Consider the following 20949-nt stretch of genomic DNA (forward strand, 5'->3'; position numbering starts at 1 on the left):
TTACTGATTGTTTATTACATAGTCTTTAGCCAGCTTTTGATAGGTACTATTTTGCGGGTCGCGTTGTTGTAGTTGGTCGAGAGCTGTTTTGTAAATTTCCGTGTTTACATGCTTGGAAATATCAATGTCACTTTGAATGTAGCCAGCTGCTTTCATAGCTTCCCAAAAGGCGATAAAACCTTTTTTGTCAGGATCAGGGATGCTGTGGATGTGACCACTGTAGGTGGCTTTTCTGAGTACTTCGCGGTCTAGCTTGACATATTTACTGGCGATATCAAGAGTTTCTTCTTGATTGTTGATGTAGAAGTCATAAGCGAGAATGTTGGCGCGGGCGAGGCGGATATAGGCTTCTTTGTTAGTTTGGAGTTTATCTTCCATTGCGACTACCCGGCAGCAGACATGTCCTGGCATATATGCTGCCGACCAAGAAACAATTTTTAATCCCTGTTGTTCGGCCATCTCAGAAAAGGGAACCCATACAAGTCCAACATCGGCTACTCCTTTTTTTACAGCTTCAAGTACGGCAGCAGGAGAGTCAAGCTCTTGGATTGTTACTTGTGTTTTCCAGTCAATGCCTGATTTGGACATGGCTGATCTCCAAACTGCATCACCGGTTGCCAGGCGCACAGTAGCAACCTTTTTACCGACAAAACCCTGTGGGCTGGAAAACTGATCGGCGTTTTCCGGTTTGGCTATTATGGCATGGCCCTCACTTTGCATACCGCCGATATCGACAAAAGGAGTGCCTTTCGCGATAAAGACTTGGGGCGCGGATGTACCAAAGGCGCCAGCATCTAGTTTACCGGCTTTGATAGCATTAAGACCTTCGCCGGAATTAGTAAACTGAAATACCTCAACATCAAGGCCTTCCTGATCATAGAAGCCTTTTTCTTTAGCAACAAAAGTCAATATATCGCCAACTGCAGGCAGATAACCCATTTTGAATTTAATTTTATCAGTAGGGGTAGATGATTGGGCGGTCGATGGAGCTATTGACTGCTCAGCCTTTTGCTGACCGCAGCCAGTAAGTAGTAGGCTAAAAACAAGAGCAATGGCGAGGCTGGCGATAAGTAGATGAGGCTTGCGCACTAAGTATCACTCCTTTTCTTCTTGTAAGAGGCGTTTATAATAGAAACCACTGGTATAGAGTGCTGCTGCCGGATTGTGTCCTAATACCCGGTCCTTGGTTATGAGCGTGGTGACTGGGGCATCAGAGTGCTTGATAAATAAGGAATCGTGGCCAACGCAGAGTCCAACGACAACATTAAGGTCAGTATTAGCCTGATTCAAGAGGCGGGCCTGCAGAATGGGATTGCAGAGGGATTCATGGCAGCCCTTTTGCACTTTATACTCGGCCGGTACACCGATTTCTGTTTTATCAATCGAACCTACCTTGCAGATGACGCTGTAGCTTTCAAGACCTTTAGCAGAAAGTATTTTGGAAAATACCCGCGTTTCCTCAATAAGGCCAATGCAGGTGGCAATACCAATTTTTTTGGCGCCAATACGTTTAGCAAATGCTATAATTTCTTCTACTCGTGTGAGCTTGCCGTAGTACAAGCCTTCGATTTCAGCTGCTGCCAGTGCCATCTGGCGGTCAGGGCCTTCTTCGGTATATATGGTCTTGGCTTTTGCAATTTCAGCGTCAATGTCGGCATCGCCGCGTGATGTTACAGTCAGACAAAAGTCGGGGAAGCGTTTGTCTTGGCGATAGCAATTTAACTGATGGCAGTCGGCGCAGCTAAGGCGCTCAGAAGCTTGTTGATTACTCATGAAAATACCTCCTTAGAAATTCAAGCAGTTAACGAAAGTTTTATCAAAATCGCTATAGGTGGCTAACTCTAACACTTCCACCTGTTTTACCAGGTCAGCGATCGTTTGACGGGAATCTTGATTTAATAACAGGGCCTGACCGCCTGTTTTGGCGGTGTTGCCGAGAAAATCAATTTTACCTCTAAATGCCTCAGGCAGCATGCCGATGTTGATTAGGCTATCGGCGTTAAGGTGAAAGCCAAAGGAACCAGCGATAAATACGCGGTCAACTTCGAAAGTGCTAAGTCCATTAGCATCAAGCAGGCATTCAATACCGGCGCGGATGGCTCCTTTGGCCAGCTGTACCTGACGAATATCCTTTTGGGATAAATAGACGGTTTGATGAATGGCAAATACGGTTTTGCCGTTCTCTTTTTTTAACCGTCGTTGCAAAGGGTGTGGCTGAGTAGTTTCTGTTCCAGCAAATTTTCCGGTCTTATTGATTAGTTTGGTTCTGACAAGCTCACCAACAATGTCAAGCAGGCCGCTGCCGCAGATACCGACAGCTGGAGTGTCAGAAATGGTTTTTACGTCCACATCCCCGCTGTGTGCTACTTTGAATTTTTCTATGGCCCCAGGGGCAGCTCTCATGCCGCAGGCGATATTCATGCCTTCGAAGGCCGGACCAGCAGCTGTTGAGGTTACTGAAAGGCGACCGTTAACCGCCAAGGCCATTTCACCGTTGGTACCAATATCGACAAACAGGGTAGTGCCCTTGAGATTGGCTAAGTCTGCGGCTAAAATTCCGGCAGTAATATCTGCTCCTACATAGGCCGACATAACTGGCGGTAGGTAGACTTGGGCAAAGGGAGCGGCAGTAAGGCCAACAGCTGTTGCTCCATGATAGCTGTTACCCCAAAGAACGGGCGTGTAGGGATATTTCCCCAGCGAAGCAGGATTGGTGTTCATCGCCAGATGCAGCATGCAGGTATTGCCGCTGAACACGATCTCATAAATGCTTTGTGGCTGGATGCCTGTTGTTTGAGCCAGTTCGCTAATCATGTTATTGATAGCGCCAATAATCTCATTGTAGAGAGTTGCTAAGCCTTCAGGAGAATTTCCCAGCTTGATACGCGATAAAACGTCTTGGGCATGCAGGCTTTGCGGATTGAGCGCAGATACGGCAGCTAGTTCCTGACCGGTAGTAAGGTCAAATAATGCCGTTACCAAAGTAGTTGTGCCAATATCAACAACCAGGCCGTGGGCAATAGATGCAGTATTTCCCGGTTCTGTTCCCAGTACTGATTTGCCTGCTAGCACTAAAGTTTGGCTAGTGTCGGGCAAATACTGTTTGGTTATGTTGGGAGCAAGGGTTACATCCAACTGTTGTCCTTGACTCAAAATTTGTACATTGCTTTTATCCTGACGTTCAAGGACGAAGATATCGATCACATCAGTAGCCACGGCTTGCCTTTGAATTTCAGTAGTGCAACCGAGAAAGATGCCTTGACTGATTTCTTCTGGTGTCAATGTGTGGTGGCAACTGGGCAGAACCAGGAGTGCTTCAGGGGGATATGTCGGAATACGAACCTTGCATTTGCCGCAGGTACCGGCACCATTGCAAGGGGATTCAACCAAAACACCGGCAGCTCTGGCGGCAGCTAGAACGGTAATATTGTCCTGTACTTCAAAGGAAACGGCAGCAGCTGTCGGTTGGCTGTTGTCCTGCCAAAAGCGTAGTATGGTCACAACGATTACACCCCTTCTTTCACAAAATTGGTCTTGACCGTATGGGTCATGGCCTGGATATTGGTTAAGGGGCTGGAAGTACTTAACCCGCAGGCAGGGGCAATAATATTAATACCGTGAGCCATTAGGTTTTTGGTTTGTACGGCCACTTTTTCAGCAGGCCCTAGCTCTAAGAGATAGGTGCTGACATTTCCCATAGTAGTAAGCTGGGGAAATTCGTTTTTTAGCAATTTTAAGTTGACAATGGCATCTGTACTGACGGCATCGGCTTGGAGCTTGGGCATTAAGGGCTTTACACTATTTAAATTGCCACAAATATGAACAATAACCGGAACACCTTTTTGATGGACAGCTGTGATAAGTTTGTTAATATAAGTTACAGCATATTCGGCGAACATCTTGGGACCAAGGATTTCCCCGGTTGCGGTTGGATCACCAATTTCGATGACTGTAGCACCATGCTCAATCAGCTTATAGGCAAAGCCAATGAGCAGCTCGGTTACATAGTCGAACACATGATGAGCATTTGTCGGATCTTTGCGTAAATCCTTAAAGAATTGCATCGGATCAACGATGGAGGCAGCTGTACTCACCGGGCCTGTCAGACTGCCAATAACAGGAATGTCAGGGTATTTAGTGGATAAAAGCGAAACAGCCTGGCATACTACCGGTATCCGCCCGGAATTCAGCATGGTGGCAATATCTTTATACTCTACCTTGGCAGCAGTTGCAAATACCTCACGACTTATTTTGGGTTCACATTCCAAGGTGCCTAAATCAATTTCGCTTCCCAGAACTTCAGCTTCTACAGTCATGCAAAAGGGAAGGCCAAAGTTTTCAAACCCAGTGAGGTTGTGTACAGCATAAGCCAGGTCAGCCATTAAAGCGGCATCCGAGTGGCCGGCAGGCAGGGTTTGCCCGCTGCTTTTCATAACATCGACAATGGCGGCATTCATCATACCGCCAGGGCAGATAACCGGGGGGCGGTCTGTTTGTTGTTTATTTAATACTCCTAGTAAGCGGTCTTTTTCGTTTACAACTGTCACTTAGACCACCTCTGTTCCAAAAGGTTGAGTTTTTCCTCGGTAATGGGATAGCCGATTTCGCGGACGGCGTCAAGCATGGCATCAATGTTGGCGAAGGGTGTTTCAGTAGGCAGACTGCAGCCAGAAGCTACAATATAGCCTTTAGGATTGTTATAAGCTTCGCGAACACCGCTAAGAACAGCCAGACGAACATCAGTCAAGGACCCTTGCAGCATGATTTCTGAGGGCTTAACATTTCCCATCAATCGCAGCCGGTTGCCCACCTTTTCTTTGGCTTCTGTGAGACTAGCGGCATTATCAATACTGATGCAATCAGCACCGGCATCAGCCATTTGATCCCATATTTTGGCGGTTTTACCGCAGATGTGCAGTGTTACTCCTTTGCCGCGAGAGTGAATATAGTCGATAAGCTCTTTTAGGTAGGGGAAGGAAAACTCTTTAGCTTTCTGGGGGCTGATAATGGTCGCAGAGGTCATGGCGTCAGTCAGGCTGGGAGTGCAGCCAATATCAATAATTGCTTTGGCATAGTTGAGGCAGGTTTCCAGCGACAGGCGGCATAACTGATGGACAGCCTCCGGATTTTTGGCAACAAGGCGGGCCAGATTTTCAGCTCCAATCAGAAACGAAGCAGTGGTAAAGGGTCCGGTAAGCGCTCCAGTGACGGATACTTCTTTGCCTACTTCATCGACCGCGATTTTCATAGCTTCAAGTTGAACGGGGAGATGACCGTCCTTATAGGGGTCAGCTGGTTTCAGAGTATCAATCTGACTTATATCGGCAATCGCCGGTTTGTCCAAATAGGCTGTTTCATCTTCAGGATAGTGAATGACGGCGCCCATGGCTTCGGCCTGCCCGTAGAGGTCGGTAAATATGCGGATGATATCATAGCCAAATCGCCGGTAAGCGGCAATCTGTGCTTGTGCCAATAATTTCCCATTTTTCGGCAGTTCACTGACTTTGATGCCAATAACCCGCGCCGCTGTGTTGCCCACAATGGGGACACATGGCAGACGATCAATGGGGTTTCCTTGATTGTAAGCTGTTAATCGTTCAATCGGTGTCATTTGGTCTCTAGCCATTTGACGCCACCACCTTTTCTATTTTCATTTTTCATTACTCCTTTCGGTTGTCAAACTTATAGTAGAAAAACAAAAAGAAGGCCAAAAGAAACGTCGCGTTTCTTTTGGCCTTCAGTATGTCTGATCAGCCTAAATTGAATTGATGTATTGGAGCAATTATATGATAAGAAGCAAAAAAGTGTCAAGAGTTATTTTTGGATAATGAAATTTCATTAGGGGTTGACACCTCTTAAGCTGTATGCTACTATAAGTCTAATATTTGAGAATACAGACGCTGACCGGAACACCGGAGGCAATCATTGGCTGCTGAGCAGTCTATGATTGCCTTTTCTTTATTTTAGTTAGTTATCAATTAAAGATGGACAATTGCTGACTGGAAAATACCGGAGGCAACTGATATCTACATTGTAGAGAATCTAGTTGTCTTTTTGTTTTTTGAATAATTATTGGTAAGGGGATGAGAATATGACGGCTTTGGTTATCGGTGCAGATTATTTAGGCGCAATTGAACAAAAAATGCGGAATATGGGTGTAACCGAAATCGCTCATATTACTGGGCGAAACCCTGGCGAGGTAAAAAAGATGAATATACCAAAGACAGCGGATTTCGTATTGGTCTTTACTGACTATGTCAATCACAATATGGCTAAAGTGGTTAAGAGTCATGCCAAGGCCCGGTCAGTCCCACTGGTTTATGCAAAGCGGTCATGGTGTGCCGTTGAACGTCAGTTGACCGGACTCGGCTTACGCTAATGGAGTATATAAATGGAGACTTAATTCAGACGGCGTTTTGACGACGCCTGAATTCTAGTCGAAATTATCCAGGGACTTAACCGCTCTTTTACTCACCGCTTGTAGAAGCGGGAGTATTAGAGCGGGTTAGTCATCGGATAAAGAAAGATTCTACGAAGAAGCGATTGTTTGCCAATTTGCAATGATATGTGGTGAGATAAGGGAGAGGATGAGACAATGAGTTATTTCGAGCTAAAAGAACCGCCCCGCCGGGAAGACAGGTTAAAAGCCTGCATTGCCCATGGAGCGGCATTAGGTGAGGTAGCTGGTCGTGGCCTGCAGTGTTGTCAGCCAGGCAACGAACGCACCTTTACGCAAAATTCCATTTGTTTGCTATTACCTGCCCTTGGGACGATGAACAGCATCCCCAATAGCGTAGTACTCATGCATGGCGGTTTGGGCTGCGGTTCATCTAGTCATTGTGGTAATGCAGCTGTTCGCGGCGGTAATAACCAGCGCTGGGGTGTGGTTAAGGATGGTCGCTGGCTGTCAACAGGTTTGACTGAATCTGATGTTATCAGCGGCGGTGAGCCTAAACTAGCTCAGGCGATTATCGAGGCCGACCGGCGTTACCGGCCTGCCGTAATTTTTATCGTTGCCAGTTGTGTACCAGGTATTATCGGTGACGATGTGGAGAGTGTGGTTGAGCAGACGCAGTCAGAAGTTGTTGCAAAATTATTGCCAGTACATTGCGAAGGCTTTAAGACAAAAATTTGGGCTACTTCTTATGATGCTATATATCATGCGATTGGCCGGAATTTACTGACAGATAATGAGCAGCCGGCAATCGAAAAAGAAAAAACCGGAATTACCGTTAATCTGATGAATGTGTCATCTATGGGGCGCGTTGATGAACTGGAACTAGAGCGTCTGTTAAATGAATTGGGAATTTCGGTCAATATTTTCCCGGTGTTTGCAGATCCTGACGGTATGCAGCGGATGACAGAAGCCGATTTATCCATTAGTACTTGCCCGACACATGATGATTATATGCTTACCTATTTAAAGGAAAAGTACCAAGTGCCATTTATCATCAGACATATGCCGATTGGCATTGAAAATACCGGCAAGTGGCTGCAGGATGTGGCTGATTTCTTTGGCCTTGGTGAACAGGCGCGCGCCTTAATTGCGCGGGAAGAAGCCGATTTGGCGGCTGCGCTGGTACCGCTTAAGCCGATGTTCAAAGGCAAAAAGGCGTTTAGCAGTGCTGGCGAGTTCCGGGCACTTTCCACAGCCATACTGCTGGCCGAATTGGGCTTTGAGATTGCAGGTATCCGGGCATTCCATCATGATGAATTTGCCGAAGTAGAGTACGAAAAGCTGGTACGGCTCGTCGGCAAGGATTTGCCGCTCAATATTGCCAATTGTCAGCCGTTTGAAGAAGCCAATTTGCTGCGTAAACTAAAACCCGATATTTATCTTGGTCATATGAATGGCAATAGTACAGCCGCTAAACTTGGTATTTCCACTCATGTTATTTATAATTCCGGTTTGCATTATATCGGCTATAAGGGCGCCTATGAGCTGGCCAGACGCTTATACCGCCAATTAAGAAATCCCCGCTTTAACACCAATCTCAGCCAACATGCCGTTTTGCCCTATAAAGAATCCTGGTATCAGCAAAATCCATTTAAGTATATTAAAACGGCAGGCGGTGACAACGAATGAGTAATTATACATTTATTGAAAGACCCCGTTATACCTGCGCTCTGGGCGGAGCTATTGCTACTGTAAGCGCTTTACCGAAAGCGGTGCCAATATTGCATGCACCGCCAGGCTGTGCCAGTAACTTTACCTGGACACAGGCTGGCGGTTCCGGGCTGCAGGTCGGTGGTTATTGCGGCGGGCTGAGCATGCCTGGCTCTAATGTCCAGGAACGAGAGGTTGTCTTTGGCGGCGTTGAGCGGCTAGAAGAAGAAATTAGGAATATGTTCGACGTTATGCAAGGGGATTTATATGTTGTTATAACCAGTTGTGTTACCGAGGTCATCGGCGATGATGTCGGATCTGTTGTCAGGCCTTTGCAGGAACAGGGTGTTCCCATTTTCTTTGCGGAAACTGGCGGCTTTCGCGGCAACTCTTATCAGGGGTATGATTTAGTGCTGCAAAGCTTATTTAAGGATTTTGTAAAGAAAACGGATGCAAAACAGCCGCGTTCAGTAAATTTATGGGGACTTACCCCGTTCATTGATGTTTTCTGGCGCGGAAATATAGCGGAAATTCGGCGGCTACTAGAAAAGCTGGGACTGACGGTAAACAGCTTCTTTACTGTTGATGACAGTGTGGCCAAAATCCGTGAGGCCGGCAGTGCGGCCTTGAATATTGTAGTCTCAGAAGTTGTTGGCCAGGGTGCGGCTCAGGTGGCTAAGGAGTTTCATGGTACGCCCTATCTGTCTGCGACTCTGCCAGTAGGGCCGACAGCTGCCAGCGCGTTTTTACGTCAGGTAGGAGCAGCCTTGCACTTGGATGCTGCTTTAGTAGAAACTGTAATTCAGTATGAAACAAAACGGTATTATAGCTTATTAGAGCCACTGACTGATGGCTTTAATGATATAGATTTGCAGCGGTATGCCGTAATTATTGGTGATACCAATTATGCGGTAAGTCTTACCCGGTTTTTGGCCGACGATGTAGGCTGGCTGCCTGAGATTGTGGGAATTACCGATATTTTGGAGGAAGAACAGCAAGAACAGATTGCCGGTCAGTTAAGCAGTTTAGCAAGTGGGTTATCTCCAGAAGTGATTTTTCACACCGATGGCAGTGTCATTGCTGATGCGGCGCGTACTCATTGGCGCAAAAAGCAGCCGCTGGCCGGCAAATACACAAATCCCTTAAACCCGTCCTTTGTCATCGGCAGCGCTCTTGATCGTGAACTGGCCAAAGATTTGGGTGCCGGGCATTTAAGTGTAAGTTTCCCTGTTGCCAACAGGGCTGTGATCAGCAGGGGCTATGCCGGCTATAATGGCGGTTTGACACTTATCGAGGATTTGATCAGCACAATTATTATCGGTCGGTGATGATTTTAAGGGGAGATGAGGAGAAGTATGTTGGACAGAATCCTCCATGCTTTACAGGTGAAAAGCAATAAACCTTCCAGTCAGTCCCAAATCCCGGCAGCACTCCTGTCCGGCGGGACCTGGGCATTTCGACAAAAGGGTCTGACTCTGCAGGAGGTATTGGAAAAGCCAGAACTGGGTGCAGCTGCTATTATCGCCATTAACCAAGTAATTCAGTCTGATATTGTGTGGCCAGGGTCAGGCTACCACAACCTGCTTGTCCATATTTTTGGAGGCAAGATTAAATTTCGGCCGCAGGGAAATATTGATGTAATTGAGCCGGCATTTACCCACGTCACGGAGGCTGAGCAGATTGATTTGAGTCAAATCGACAATCATCAGTGGATTCGTGCCCTCCGTTTGATTATTTCGCAAGTGAATGAGCAAATCGGCAATCAATTTTTGATAGGGACGTCCAGTTGGGGACCATTCACGTTGGCAGGGCAGTTTTACGGCGTAGAAAAACTGATGGCCGGCCTATATAAAGATAAATCAGGTATACATGCGTTGCTTGAGGTTATGACTGCAGTTTGTATAGCCTACCTGGCACCGGCCATTGATTCAGGAGCGCGTATACTATCCATTGCAGAACCTACCGCATCGGGAGACCTTATTTCGCTTACGCATTTTGAAGAATTCGTTGCGCCGTATATAAAGAAGGTTAATGATGAATTGAAAAAAAGAGAAGCGTATACCACCCTGCATATTTGCGGCAATATCAAAGACCGCGTGCATCTGGCTCCCCATCTTAATGTAGATGTATTGTCAGTTGACTATAAAGTGGATTTGGGGCTGGCACAACAAAATTTGGCAGGCAAAACGGCGTTGGCCGGCAACGTAAATCCGGTGCTGCTAAAAGACGGAACAGTGGAGGAGGTCGTACGAGCCGCCAAGCAGAACATTCAACAGGCTGGGCGGGGCGAAAATTACATTCTCATGCCTGGCTGCGACATTCCGCCAAGCGTACCATTAGCTAATGTAGTGGCCTTTTTAGGGGTTGGCAGGGAAAATGCTGTGAAGGTTTAATAACAGTTAAAATTAAAATATTATGGGAGGGCTTAAAATGCCGGTAAACAAGGAAGAATTATTCAAAAAATTATCAGATGCAGTTGTGGACATGAATGAGGATGAGACTGTAAGTTTGGCAAACAAGATTGTAGCAGACAAAGTGGATGCCTATGAGGCTGTTGAAAAAGGTTTGTCTGATGGCATGGATCGGGCAGGGCAGTTGTTTGAGGAAGAAGAGTATTTTATCCCTGAGCTGCTCTTATGCTCGGATGCTATGTATGCTGGACTTGAGATATTAAAAGGGCATATCAAAGCAGCAGAAGAAGGCGAAAAACGCAAAGTAGTTATTGGCGTTGTAGAAGGCGATACCCATGATATTGGTAAGAATCTGGTAAAAATTATGCTGGAGACTTCAGGCTTTGAGGTTTTCGATTTAGGGAGAGATATTCCACCGGCAGCCTTTGTAGAGAAAGCTAAGGAAGTTAATGCCGATATCATTGCTTTGGCGACATTGATGACTACCACCATGGAGGCAATGGCCGCAGTTGTACAGATTTTGCAAGAGCAGAATATCAAAGATAGCTATAAAGTGATTATTGGTGGCGGACCGATTTCGCAGAGCTTTGCTGATAAAATTGGGGCTGATGGCTATGCTGTCAATGCTGCCGATGCAGTGCGGCTTTCCCGGCGGCTTTTGGGAGTGGCAGGATAAGACAAAATATAATAGACAGATGGGGGTTTAGACATGAGTGTGGTTCAACTAAAGGAACAGTTAACCTCGTTGGAACGGGTAGGTTTGGCCCTACAGTCTAAAGAAACCGACAGAATTCCGGTGACGCCGCTATTTTGCGGCGCTTCTCACCGCGTACTGGGAATTACCTATGACAAGTGGTCCACAGATGCTGAGCTAGCAACCAAAAGCTTACTGGCGTCACAGGAAATTATCGGGTTTGATGCCTTTGTCACATTAGTTGATTTGTCTGTTGAGGCAGCGGATTTTGGTCAGGAAATTATTTATCCTAAGAACAGTACTGCCTATCCCAATTTTAACAATCAGTTTATTGCTAATGCCAAAGAATATAGTAAAATTGAATATGTTAATCCTCGCAAAACCAAACGCATGAAATCAGTTGTTGATATCTGCGCCGGGCTTGCCAAAGCCAAAGGGAATGAAGTAGCTATTCTTGGCTTTCTTTATGGCCCGCTTGGTGTTTTGTCCCAAATTCGGGGCCACAAAGAATTGTTTAAGGATTTGATTCGCCACCCGCAAGAAGTATTACAGGCAGTGGAAATCATCACCCAAGTACTTATAGAATATGCCAAGGCCCAAATTGAAGCTGGCGCACATTCGGTCTGCATTGATCCGTTGTACTCCTCGCCGACAATTCTCAGCAAAAAACAATGGGAAACCTTTGAGGGACCATTCATTGAGCGGATTGCCAACGCCATTCGTGAAGCTGGCGGTATAGTTACTGTACATAATTGCGGTAATGGGGTATATTTTGAAGAAGTTATCAAGTGGGCGAATCCAGTTGCCATCTCAGTAGCTTATCCGGCCTACGGCTGCAAGACCTGGGAAGAACATGCCAAAAAATGGGGTAAGAAAGTAGTAACAATTGGCTACTCGCACCCCGCGAATACCGGTTTGGTCATGACCAGAGAGGAAATATTAGCAGACTGCCGCAGCCAAATCGAACTTTTTCAGAACAATCGTGCTGGCTTTATTTTATCTACTGGCTGCGAGTTTCCGCCAAACGGCAATTTGCTGAGTGCTGTGGCTATGGTAGATGCCGGTAAGCTGTATGGGGCCAATGGAAAGTAGATACGAATAAAATCAGCTGATTAGTATTAACTGAAGGCTAGAGATCCCTAGGTTTGGGATACTCTAGCCTTCCTTTTTTCCTGAAATGCAGCCAGTTCCAAGCAGGAGAACTGGCTGCTAATAGTAAAAACATATAAGTATTAGTAAGAGTAAGTTCGAATTATGGTGGTGGGTTTGTGCAACAGGCAAACAGAAGAATTTCGCTGCGACGGTTATTTTTTCTTTACGTGCTCATTGGCTTGACCGGCTTTGGGGCAACACTTGCCGCCGAAACAAGAAAGCGGTTGGTTCAAAATGAACCGTGGCTTAAAGAAGAGGATTTTGTTAATGGTCTGTCTTTGGCACAACTATTGCCTGGTGCGACGTTTGTGAATCTTGCTGTATATGTAGGCTACAGGTTACGAGGGATGACTGGCGCGTTAACAAGCTTTTTAGCTATTTTACTTATGCCGTTTACATTAATGTTGCTTTTGGCACATATCTATTTTTCTTATCATTCGGTGGAAATGGTTAGTAGCTTATTTAAAGGCACTATTGTTGTGATTGTTGGAGTTATTGCGAATGCTGTGATTGAATTGAGTCGTGCTACAGTCCGCGATAAGGCGGCTGGTATGATTGCTATGATTGCGGCAGGATTAATGCTTTACGTTAGGAATCCGTTTGTAGTGCTGCTGGTCGCCGCCATTGTTGGAGTCTTGCTGTATTATCGTTTTTTTCAAAAACAAAGTAAGCTCTTGGCGGAAACGCAGCAGGTGGAAAAAAGTGATAACGGTTATTGCGGCAACCGCGTGTGGCTATTAGCTGGTTTTGGAGCAATAACGGCAATCATTATGCAGCTGGTACCTCTTCCCCCTGTTCTTATAAAATTGTGGTGGGTTTTTTTTCGAATGGGAGCAGTTTTATTTGGCGGTGGGTTAGCCATGATCCCAGTAATTCAACAAGAAATAGTTGATTACTACGGTTGGCTGAACTTAGATGAATTTGCCGTTGGGATTGCGCTCAGCCAGGTCACACCCGGTCCTGTCTTGATTATAGCAGCCTTTATTGGCTATAAAGTGGCTGCTGTCAGTGGCGCTATTGCGGCGACACTGGGCATATTTTCTCCTTCGCTACTTTTGGTGATGAGTACTGCTGAAATCCACCAAAGAATCAGAAATAACAGTTGGGTAAAAGCCGCGCTCCAAGGCATAGCTGCTTCCTTTACCGGGATGATGGTAGTTATGATTTGGGGTTTAGGCAGGTATGCATTGACCGATGTACCTTCTTTTGTGGTGGCAATATTCGTTTTTTGTGTGTTGCGGTTTGGCAGGTTGAACATTATTACGGCCATTATTGCAGGAACGATACTGTACTGGATGTTTATTTGACAACTCTGAGACATAGCTTCAGGTAGGCGGTTCCTTCCGCATGAAGCTATGTCTATTTTTTTATTATGCGTATTTTTGTAGCCTAAAATAGTACATTTGTCTAGTGGACAAGTATAAAATTTTAGAATAAAATGGTGATAGATAGCTAAATATGTTGAAAAAACGGTTGAAAAAACGGTAGAGAAAAGAGGGCTGATTTTATATGAAAAGTATCCAGACCAAATTAACAGTTATCATTCTATTAATTTTTATTGTGTCCATGGGAACCTTGGGCGGACTAAATTATTGGAAGGCGCGACAAATGCTTTCTGATAGTCTTGTTAAGGAAATTGCTACATTGGCGACTGTTTCAGCCAATGATGTCAATGATTGGATTGAGGGACGTAAGCTTGAAATGGCAGGAATTGCATTAGCGCCTGTTCTTCAGACTGGGACTCCGGAAAACATAGGACCTTTTCTAATGCAAGCAGCCAAGAATAACGGCCGTTATGAAACTTTCGGCTATATTGCTCCTACAGGTATCGCACTTGATTCAAAGGGTGTAAGTGTCAATCTCGGTGCCCGCGAGTATTTTAAAAAAGCAATGAAAGGCGAAGCTGCTGTTTCCGACCCGGTGGTATCCCCGGCAACCGGTGGACTTGTAGCGATTGTTGCTGTTCCTGTTAAGTTAGATGGCAAGGTAACAGGGGTATTTTTCGGCGCAATTAGCCTGGACGAAATCTCCCAAAAGACAGGGGAAGTGAAGATTGGCAAAACCGGATATGCCTATATGCTCAAAAGTGATGGAGTAACTATTGCCAATCCTAATAAAGAACTTGTGATGAAGGACAATCCTATCAAGAACGACAAACTTCCACCAGCATTGCGGCAAACTGCAGAGCGGATGGTAAAGGGAGAAGCGGGAATAACAACCTACGAATATAATGGTGTGGAAAAAATGGTGGGATTTGCTCCTGTCAAAAGTACCGGGTGGTCGTTGGCTGTGAGCGTGCCACTCTCGGAAGCGACCGGAGATTTAGTAGATTTGAAGTGGATTTCATTAATGACAATACTTATTGTAGTAGTTATTGCTGCATTAATCATCGCCTGGTTTGCCCGGCAAATTGCCAAGCCGATTATTGTTTTGGAAGGCGCGGCCAATAAAATCGCGGGTGGCGATTTGTCTTTGGCTAATTTGGGCATCAATTCCAATGATGAAATCGGACGTTTGGCTAAAAGCTTTGAACAAATGGTTCAGAATGTACGGGGATTAATCAAACAGATTCATTCTGATGCCGAACAGTTGGCGGCTTCCAGCGAAGAACTCACCGCCAGTGCTGAACAATCGGCGCAAGCCTCTAATCAGGTAGCTATTTCCATGACTGAGGTCGCCGCCGGGGCTAATGATCAACTGACGGCAGCGACTGACACATCCGCAGTAGTGGCAGAGATGTCGGCGGGAATTGAGCAAATCGCTGCCAATGCCAATCTGGTTGCTGGTCAGTCTGGACAAGCGGCAGGGAAAGCCAAAGACGGCGGCGCAGCGTTGGAAAAAGCGGTCAATCAGATGAGCCAGATTGAAAACACGGTTAATACATCGGCGCAAGTGGTGGGCAAGTTGGGTGAAAGATCCAAAGAAATCGGCCAGATTGTCGATGCCATTTCCGGTATTGCCGGGCAAACCAATTTGTTGGCACTCAATGCCGCGATTGAAGCAGCGCGTGCAGGGGAACAGGGGCGAGGCTTTGCGGTTGTAGCAGATGAAGTCCGCAGACTGGCCGAGCAATCAGAGGAAGCGGCCAAGAAGATAGCTTCTTTGATTGGCGAAATCCAGACAGATACCGGTATAGCAGTGGAAGCGATGAACAACGGGACGCGGGAAGTGAAAATCGGCGCCGAGGTAGTCAATGCGGCGGGAATTTCGTTCCGGGAAATTGCCAATTTGGTAACGGAAGTATCGGATCAGGTCAAGCAGATGTCGGCAGCCATTCAGCAGATGGCGACTGGCAGTCAGCAAATCGTCGGATCAGTCAAGAAGATTGACGAACTTAGCAAGAAATCCGCTGGCGAGGCGCAGAGTGTGTCAGCTGCAACGGAAGAACAACTGGCTTCGATGGAGGAAATCTCCTCATCCAGTCGGGCGCTGGCAACGCTGGCGCAGGATTTGCAGTCGGCTGTTGCTAAGTTCCGCATATAGAGCACCCTGTCGAACCTAATAAATGTGGACTCTAGGATGGCAGGGCAACATTTAATAAATCAGGGGGACTGTCTCAATTTAATTATTGAGACAGTCCCCCTGATTGCGATTGCGGAGTAGCTAGCAGCTTAATAGTGGCGTATTTCACCGCTGCTTTTCGAGAAACCATTCTATTAGTTGCCTGGCGATGCTTCCTTGTGGTGGAATTTTGGGTAAGGTAGCTGCTGAAAACCAGTCGGCAGCTACGATCTCGTCATTATCAATGATTATATCTCCACCCGCATACTGAGCGGTAAAAGCAATCATCAGTGAGTCAGGAAACGGCCAGGGTTGATTGCCAAAATACTCAATGTTGTCTACTGCAATGCCAACCTCTTCCTGCAGTTCTCGCCGTACACAGTTTTCCAATGTTTCTCCCGGTTCAACAAAACCGGCGATAACACTATAACGGCCAGGGGGAAATCTGCTGGAACGTGCCAAGAGAATCTCATTTCCCTTAATCACTGCTACGATAATAGCAGGTGAAATGCGGGGATAGACGGTATGGCCACAAGCGGGGCAATGTACAGCAAGCTCCTGTGGTTGACGCATTGCCTGCGTAACCGTGCCGCAGCAACCGCAAAATTTATTGGTTTTCAACCAGTTTATAATGTGAAAGGAGCGATAGGTCATTTCAAAACAGTCTTCTGAGAAATGGCCAGATAATTGACGTATTTTTTTAAAGGAAAAGCCTGTAAACAGGTTTTTGTCACATAAATTTGCGGCATAATAGGTAGTGCCATTTAATGAACTGCTATATTGTACAGTAGTCGGTTTAATATTTAGTAGGCTAATATCATGCATGGAGGGAATGCGGATAATGTTATCCTGTTCTTTCACCAAAAGTTCATCAGCATAAAATAATAATAAGAGGGAATGCTCAGAGCTATTATCAGCTGTAGTAGTACCAAATTCACAGTCCATGGGTTAACCACCTTTACTATATAATTTGGCATTCGATAGGCAATCTATCATTAATTATACAGGATAGATTGAGTTTTGGGCAATGGATGGTTGGATAATAAAAAAAGAAGAGCCAATAGCTGCGAATGTGTAACAAGTCACAACTATTAGCCCAATAGATTGATTAGAGATTATTTCAATTTGCCACCTTCGACGACGATTTCTTCCGGGTTGATAGATTCGCTATATGCTGGCTTTAATGTTTCGTTATACGCTTTGTGGATGAAGTTTTCTTTACCGAGGGTGTCTAACTCAGTGTTAATCCAGTCCAACAGTTCTTTATTTCCTTTTTTGACTGCAGGTGCGATAGTATCAAGGCTGCCCAAGGTTGGAACGCCAACGTTAAAGCCTGTATTTTCCTTGGCCCAAGCGAATAATAAAGTGTTGTCATGAGCTAATGCTACGCCGCGCTTATCTTTTAAGGCTTCAAACGCTTCGGTATTTTGGTCAAATTTTAATAATTCAATGTCAGGATGATTTTTTGTGAAATAGGTTTCAGCCGTGGTACCTTTGTTGACAATTAACTTTTTACCTTTTAACTGGTCAACAGAAGTAATCGGAGTACCGGCAGGAGATACTACCCCAAGGGCAACTTTCATATACGGATTGGCAAAATCAACTTTTTGTTTTCTTTCGTCAGTTACGGTAAAGTTGGCTAAAATGATGTCAACTTTGTTTGACTGCAAAAACTCAACCCGGCTGGCAGCTTCAACCAATACAAACTCGACCTTGGATTCATCACCTAGCAAATCTTTGGCAAGGCGTTTCGCAATATAGACATCAAACCCTTGGTTTTTACCGTTGGCATCAACAAAGCCAAAGGGAGGCTTGTCGCTGAATACCCCAATCTTTATTTTGCCGCGGTCTTTAATTTCCTGAATGCTGCTCTTGCTGGATTTAGCATCCTGCTTGGTATCGGTTTTCGTAGCTGTGGAACCGCAACCGGCTAATACCCCCACTAAAAATAAGGTACTGAGAACTAAGGCAAAAATCTTTTTACTGTTCATGATCCATCTCTCCTTTTATTGATTTTTAAAACTGAAATATATTTAAGAATTGCTGAGCACGCTCTGTCTGGGGATGGGCAAAAAATTCTGCCGGTTTGGCAATTTCGCAGATGTTTCCGGCGTCGATAAAAACGATTCCATCAGCAACGGCTTGGGCAAAGCCCATTTCGTGGGTCACAATTACCATGGTCATTCCCTGCTTAGCCAGGCCTAAGATAACATCTAGTACCTCACGTACCATTTCAGGATCAAGAGCAGCCGTAACCTCATCAAACAGCATAATTTCGGGATTCATACATAAGGCGCGTACAATCGCAATTCGTTGTTTCTGTCCACCGGAAAGCTCTCGGGGGTAGGCATCTTTACGGTTAAGTAATCCCACTCGTTCCAGTAGTTGCTGTGCCTGTTCAAGCACCTCCTTTTTTGGCCTTTTTTGTACCTGTAAAGGTCCCAGAAGAATATTTTCTATAACCGACATATGAGGAAACAGGTCATAATTTTGGAATACCATGCCAATTTTCTGACGATATTCCTGCCAATGTACATTTTTCCCGGTAAGATTTTTGCCGGCAAACCTGATCTCACCTCCCTGAATGGCTTCAAGACCATTCAGACAGCGCAGCAATGTGCTTTTGCCGCAGCCTGAGGGGCCTAAAATAACAACAACTTCGCCTTTATGAATGGTAAGATTAATATCATTAAGCACTGTTGTAGTGCCATAGTCCTTACGCAATCCCTGTATTTCAAGCAGCACTTGGTCTTTTGTTGTACTAATAATAAACGCCTCCTTAGCTCTCCCATTTAGCTTCAAGTTTTTTCGATAATTTTGATAGTGGATAACAGATTATGAAATAGAGGATAAATATAAACCCATAGATCCAAAAGGACGAGGTAGGCTCTTTCAAAATGGAACGTTCGATAATCTGCTGACCAACCTTCACAACATCAATGACACCAATCATAACGACAAGCGAAGTGGTTTTGACCATTCTTGTTGACAAATTGATAGCACCTGGCAGCATACGGCGTGTGGCTTGCGGGAGCAAGACAAAGCGGTAAAGCTGCCAAAAGTTGAGGCCGAGCGCTTTGCCTGATTCTATTTGATGTTTGGGTAAAGACTCTAATGCGCCTCTAACAATATCACCCATTTCTGCCGCGCCCCAGAGACTAAATACAATGACAGCAACTAGTTCGCCCTCTAAATGGATGTCAAATATACCGGGTACGCCAAAATAAACGAAAAACAGCCAAACAAGAATGGGGATAATTCGAAATAGTTCAAGATAAAAACGGCAAATAAAACGTAATACTCTTGATTTGGATGTCCTGACCAAGCCTACGATAATACCCAGCAAGGAGCCAAGGATGATTGCTATCAAAGCAATTCGGGCTGTTATCAATAACCCGCCCATCAATCGCAGGAGGTTACTTCCTTCGGTAAGAACGCTAATTCCCGAATTCAGCATAGCGCACCTTCCTTTCCAGCCAGGTCAAAAAGAACGATACCGGCAGAAGCAGGATAAGATAGGCTATTACCAGCATTAACAAGGCTTCAAACGTTTGATAGTACATTCCGATTAAATCTTGTGTTACATGCATAAGGTCTGGGATGGCAATGGCACCTACAATTGAAGTCTCTTTTAATAGAAAGATACAATTTGCACCTAACGAAGGCAGTGTTACCGAAAATGCTTGCGGTAGAATAACATAGCGAATTAATTGCAGATTAGAAAGGCCGATGCTAAGGCCTGATTCAATTTGGGATTTGCTTACCGATTCGACACCACCGCGAAATGCTTCGGCCATATAGCTGCCACCCAAAAAAGCTAATCCAACGATGGCGCATGTTTGTTCACTCAGGACTATGCCTAATTTGGTAAGACCATAATATAAAAAGAATAGCTGAATAAGCAGCGGTGTATTGCGCGAAAGCTCTATGTAGCCTCGAACCAATGGTACTAAGCCTTTTGTTTTATAATATAAGACAATACTACACAGTAAGCCGATAACCAAAGAGGATAATATTCCCCATAGAGCAAGCGTTAGTGTAAGCCAGGCCGCTTTTTCATATAACGGCAAAGCGGTGATTACAAATTCCCAATTAATACCCACAGATATATCACTCTTTTCGTGTAAGATACTAGCTAACCAATAATGTAAATGCATGCAAAAAAAAGGCCAAGTTTCTATTAAGAAACTTTGGCCTTCAGTCTTTCTGATCGGCGTGCACTATATAATTTACTTGAGTATACATTAAGTGAAAGTACGTGTCAAGAGGATTTTAAGGAGGTAAAGTTTTATATTACGGACGTTGATTCTTCAGTGCAGACGCTGCAGCATCACGGACGTTTACGGCCGATGAAGAGCAACTTGTTTCAACCTCAACTATTTGACAACGAAAACAGGACATTTGGAGTTACGGATGACGTAGGTGCTAACACTTCCCAGGAGTAATCCTGAAATAGTTCCTAACCCCCGACTACCGATAACGATGATATCAAAGTTGTGCTGTTTCGCAAATTCTGTAATAGCAATGCGTGGTTCGCCAAGTTCATTGTGTGTTTGAACTCGAATGCCATCAGGAACATATTTTAGAGCTTCTGCAATTATCGCTTTAGCAAAGTTCTCGGAATCCTTATATGAGTATACTGGAATTGTAGATCCTGTAACTTGATCATATAAGGGTAATTGCTGCGACAAAACGGATACATAAAGAATGCAGATTTCGGCATCAAACAAACGAGCTATTGCGACTGCGTGTGACAATGCGTCAAACGAACTTTTAGAACCATCAATAGGTACCAGGATTTTCTTATACGTTACTTCCATACTTAACAACTCCCTTCCAATATAAATACTAAGTATAATTACCCCTTCATTAGCATCATAACTGATTTTGACAATTTGGTCTAGCGCTACATAACTGACATTTGTTGTTAGTAAATTTAAATATGGTTATTTATAAACAAAAGGCGGCTTGACACAAATTGGTTGACGGTCTAAAATATAGAAAAGATGCTAAGAAGTAATAAAAATGTTTGTTGACTGGAAATAATCCAGAGGCAGATTTTTTCCCTTGTGGATAAAATCTAC

19 protein-coding genes are annotated in these 20949 nt (G+C 45.0%); 8 read left to right on the forward strand and 11 right to left on the reverse strand.

Translation table 11 applies throughout. From position 1 onward, the window contains the following. The 5 genes from ACZ449_RS27335 to ACZ449_RS27355 are packed head-to-tail and all read right to left on the reverse strand — an operon-like array spanning position 1 to position 5626. Positions 1 to 1089, reverse strand: a complete 1089-nt coding sequence (locus ACZ449_RS27335) for an ABC transporter substrate-binding protein (protein WP_464259153.1) — start codon at positions 1087 to 1089, stop codon at positions 1 to 3. A 6-nt stretch (positions 1090 to 1095) separates the two neighbouring features. Next, positions 1096 to 1773, reverse strand: a complete 678-nt coding sequence (locus ACZ449_RS27340; protein WP_464259154.1) for a DUF1847 domain-containing protein — start codon at positions 1771 to 1773, stop codon at positions 1096 to 1098. Positions 1774 to 1785: 12 nt separating this feature from the next. Next, a complete protein-coding gene (locus ACZ449_RS27345) occupies positions 1786 to 3501 on the reverse strand; it encodes an ASKHA domain-containing protein (RefSeq protein WP_464259155.1) in 1716 nt (571 codons plus the stop codon). 5 nt (positions 3502 to 3506) lie between these two features. Further along, positions 3507 to 4547: a uroporphyrinogen decarboxylase family protein gene (locus ACZ449_RS27350; RefSeq protein WP_464259156.1), complete on the reverse strand. Its 1041-nt coding sequence runs from the start codon at positions 4545 to 4547 to the stop codon at positions 3507 to 3509. Further along, positions 4544 to 5626 (reverse strand): uroporphyrinogen decarboxylase family protein, encoded by a 1083-nt coding sequence (locus ACZ449_RS27355; protein ID WP_464259157.1) that lies wholly within the window; start codon positions 5624 to 5626, stop codon positions 4544 to 4546. The genes ACZ449_RS27350 and ACZ449_RS27355 overlap by 4 nt, the downstream gene beginning before the upstream one ends. 465 nt (positions 5627 to 6091) lie before the next feature. Between ACZ449_RS27355 and ACZ449_RS27360 the strand changes: the two genes are divergently transcribed. From ACZ449_RS27360 to ACZ449_RS27395, 8 genes are all read left to right on the forward strand, one after another. Further along, positions 6092 to 6379, forward strand: a complete 288-nt coding sequence (locus tag ACZ449_RS27360) for a DUF2325 domain-containing protein (protein ID WP_464259158.1) — start codon at positions 6092 to 6094, stop codon at positions 6377 to 6379. A 216-nt stretch (positions 6380 to 6595) separates the two neighbouring features. Then, on the forward strand, positions 6596 to 8086 hold the full coding sequence (locus ACZ449_RS27365; RefSeq protein WP_464259159.1) for a nitrogenase component 1: 1491 nt from the start codon (positions 6596 to 6598) through the stop codon (positions 8084 to 8086). Next, positions 8083 to 9435, forward strand: a complete 1353-nt coding sequence (locus ACZ449_RS27370; RefSeq protein ID WP_464259160.1) for a nitrogenase component 1 — start codon at positions 8083 to 8085, stop codon at positions 9433 to 9435. The genes ACZ449_RS27365 and ACZ449_RS27370 overlap by 4 nt, the downstream gene beginning before the upstream one ends. A 27-nt stretch (positions 9436 to 9462) precedes the next feature. Beyond that, positions 9463 to 10500, forward strand: coding sequence for a uroporphyrinogen decarboxylase family protein (locus tag ACZ449_RS27375; RefSeq protein ID WP_464259161.1), 1038 nt, complete (start codon positions 9463 to 9465; stop codon positions 10498 to 10500). Positions 10501 to 10537: 37 nt separating this feature from the next. Continuing rightward, entirely contained in the window at positions 10538 to 11194 is a 657-nt protein-coding gene (locus tag ACZ449_RS27380; RefSeq protein ID WP_464259162.1) for a corrinoid protein, read from the forward strand. 33 nt (positions 11195 to 11227) lie between these two features. Beyond that, positions 11228 to 12304 carry a uroporphyrinogen decarboxylase family protein gene (locus tag ACZ449_RS27385; protein ID WP_464259163.1) on the forward strand — a complete coding sequence of 359 codons (1077 nt, stop codon included), beginning with the start codon at positions 11228 to 11230 and terminating at the stop codon, positions 12302 to 12304. A 176-nt stretch (positions 12305 to 12480) separates the two neighbouring features. Next, a complete protein-coding gene (gene chrA / locus ACZ449_RS27390; protein WP_464259164.1) occupies positions 12481 to 13671 on the forward strand; it encodes a chromate efflux transporter in 1191 nt (396 codons plus the stop codon). Positions 13672 to 13873: 202 nt separating this feature from the next. Continuing rightward, a complete protein-coding gene (locus tag ACZ449_RS27395; protein ID WP_464259165.1) occupies positions 13874 to 15847 on the forward strand; it encodes a methyl-accepting chemotaxis protein in 1974 nt (657 codons plus the stop codon). Between the two features lie 144 nt (positions 15848 to 15991). Here the strand turns inward: ACZ449_RS27395 and nudC are convergent, their stop codons facing one another. From nudC to ACZ449_RS27425, 6 genes are all read right to left on the reverse strand, one after another. Continuing rightward, positions 15992 to 16810, reverse strand: a complete 819-nt coding sequence (gene nudC, locus ACZ449_RS27400) for an NAD(+) diphosphatase (protein WP_464259166.1) — start codon at positions 16808 to 16810, stop codon at positions 15992 to 15994. A 170-nt stretch (positions 16811 to 16980) separates the two neighbouring features. Continuing rightward, positions 16981 to 17856 (reverse strand): cysteine ABC transporter substrate-binding protein, encoded by an 876-nt coding sequence (locus ACZ449_RS27405; RefSeq protein WP_464259167.1) that lies wholly within the window; start codon positions 17854 to 17856, stop codon positions 16981 to 16983. Between the two features lie 25 nt (positions 17857 to 17881). Beyond that, positions 17882 to 18607, reverse strand: a complete 726-nt coding sequence (locus ACZ449_RS27410; protein ID WP_464261953.1) for an amino acid ABC transporter ATP-binding protein — start codon at positions 18605 to 18607, stop codon at positions 17882 to 17884. 37 nt (positions 18608 to 18644) lie between these two features. After that, positions 18645 to 19322 carry an amino acid ABC transporter permease gene (locus ACZ449_RS27415; protein ID WP_464259168.1) on the reverse strand — a complete coding sequence of 226 codons (678 nt, stop codon included), beginning with the start codon at positions 19320 to 19322 and terminating at the stop codon, positions 18645 to 18647. After that, on the reverse strand, positions 19303 to 19968 hold the full coding sequence (locus tag ACZ449_RS27420; RefSeq protein WP_464259169.1) for an amino acid ABC transporter permease: 666 nt from the start codon (positions 19966 to 19968) through the stop codon (positions 19303 to 19305). Before ACZ449_RS27420 ends, ACZ449_RS27415 begins: the two co-directional genes overlap by 20 nt. A gap of 273 nt (positions 19969 to 20241) precedes the next feature. Continuing rightward, positions 20242 to 20685: a universal stress protein gene (locus ACZ449_RS27425; RefSeq protein WP_464259170.1), complete on the reverse strand. Its 444-nt coding sequence runs from the start codon at positions 20683 to 20685 to the stop codon at positions 20242 to 20244. Between the last annotated feature and the right edge of the window lie 264 nt (positions 20686 to 20949).

The organism is Desulfosporomusa polytropa (assembly GCF_055380075.1).